This window comes from Exiguobacterium sp. s145, assembly GCF_018618835.1.
GTDB lineage: Bacteria > Bacillota > Bacilli > Exiguobacteriales > Exiguobacteriaceae > Exiguobacterium_A > Exiguobacterium_A artemiae.
This window is the reverse complement of the sequence record NZ_JACSMV010000047.1, coordinates 1-1,166: the sequence shown is the minus strand read 5'-3', so window position 1 is coordinate 1,166 and position 1,166 is coordinate 1. Positions and strand designations below refer to the sequence as shown.

General features: G+C 48.3%; 10 tRNA genes and 1 rRNA gene. All 11 read right to left on the bottom strand.

What is annotated here, in order from left to right:
* Positions 1 to 97: 97 nt before the first annotated feature.
* Positions 98 to 174: transfer RNA gene (locus KNQ07_RS15990), tRNA-Pro, on the bottom strand.
* A 5-nt stretch (positions 175 to 179) separates the two neighbouring features.
* Positions 180 to 253, bottom strand: a tRNA-Arg gene (locus KNQ07_RS15985).
* An 8-nt stretch (positions 254 to 261) separates the two neighbouring features.
* Positions 262 to 344, bottom strand: a tRNA-Leu gene (locus KNQ07_RS15980).
* A gap of 35 nt (positions 345 to 379) precedes the next feature.
* Positions 380 to 454: transfer RNA gene (locus tag KNQ07_RS15975), tRNA-Gly, on the bottom strand.
* A 10-nt stretch (positions 455 to 464) separates the two neighbouring features.
* Positions 465 to 548, bottom strand: a tRNA-Leu gene (locus KNQ07_RS15970).
* A 9-nt stretch (positions 549 to 557) separates the two neighbouring features.
* Positions 558 to 633: transfer RNA gene (locus tag KNQ07_RS15965), tRNA-Lys, on the bottom strand.
* A 24-nt stretch (positions 634 to 657) separates the two neighbouring features.
* Positions 658 to 733, bottom strand: a tRNA-His gene (locus KNQ07_RS15960).
* 10 nt (positions 734 to 743) lie between these two features.
* Positions 744 to 819, bottom strand: a tRNA-Thr gene (locus tag KNQ07_RS15955).
* A gap of 8 nt (positions 820 to 827) precedes the next feature.
* Positions 828 to 903, bottom strand: a tRNA-Phe gene (locus KNQ07_RS15950).
* 27 nt (positions 904 to 930) lie between these two features.
* Positions 931 to 1,006 (bottom strand) — tRNA-Asp (locus tag KNQ07_RS15945).
* Positions 1,007 to 1,078: 72 nt separating this feature from the next.
* A 5S ribosomal RNA gene (gene rrf / locus KNQ07_RS15940) occupies positions 1,079 to 1,166 on the bottom strand; the annotation flags it as partial.

The window sequence follows — 1,166 nt, the reverse complement described above, 5'->3', positions numbered from 1 at the left end:
GTCACGTTGACGAAGCTTGCGCTTCATTCATTGTTTGTATCCGAAGATACGTTTTTTGCCTCATCGTTCAGTTTTCAAAGTCCGATATGAAAAATAATGGTCGGGAAGACAGGATTCGAACCTGCGACCCCTTGGTCCCAAACCAAGTGCTCTACCAAGCTGAGCTACTTCCCGAAAAGTGCACCCTGAGAGATTCGAACTCCCGACCCCTTGATTCGTAGTCAAGTACTCTATCCAGCTGAGCTAAGGGTGCATAATAAGTGCGGTCGAGAGGACTTGAACCTCCACAGTGTTGCCACCACTAGGCCCTCAACCTAGCGCGTCTACCATTCCGCCACGACCGCAAATTATGCTATTTGATGTTTCTTAGATGAAAAATTGGAGCGGAAGACGGGATTCGAACCCGCGACCCCGACCTTGGCAAGGTCGTATTCTACCACTGAACTACTTCCGCATACATATAATGGTACGGGTGAAGGGACTTGAACCCCCACGTCAAAGACACTAGATCCTAAATCTAGCGCGTCTACCAATTCCGCCACACCCGCATAAAAAAATGGTGTGTCATGCAGGATTCGAACCTGCGACCCTCTGATTAAAAGTCAGATGCTCTACCAACTGAGCTAATGACACAAATAGTATTAAGTTAAAATAAAATGGGGCGACTGATGGGAATTGAACCCACGAATGCCGGAATCACAATCCGGTGCGTTAACCACTTCGCCACAACCGCCATATTAAGATGGTGCCGGCAACAGGAGTCGAACCCGCGACCTACTGATTACAAGTCAGTTGCTCTACCAGCTGAGCTACACCGGCAGGTGTAATGGTGGCTTTGGACGGAATCGAACCGCCGACACGAGGATTTTCAGTCCTCTGCTCTACCGACTGAGCTACAAAGCCATACTAAAAAGTTTTGGTAAATAAAAATGGCGGTCCTGACGGGATTCGAACCCGCGATCTCCTGCGTGACAGGCAGGCATGTTAACCGCTACACCACAGGACCGTGGTAACTTGACGACTTCTATAATACTATATCAATCAGTCAAAATTGTCAAATACTTTATTAAAAAAGTATGCCTGGCAACGTCCTATCCTCACAGGGGGAAGCCCCCAACTACTTTCGGCGTTCAAGTGCTTAACTTCCGTGTTCGGCATGGGAACGG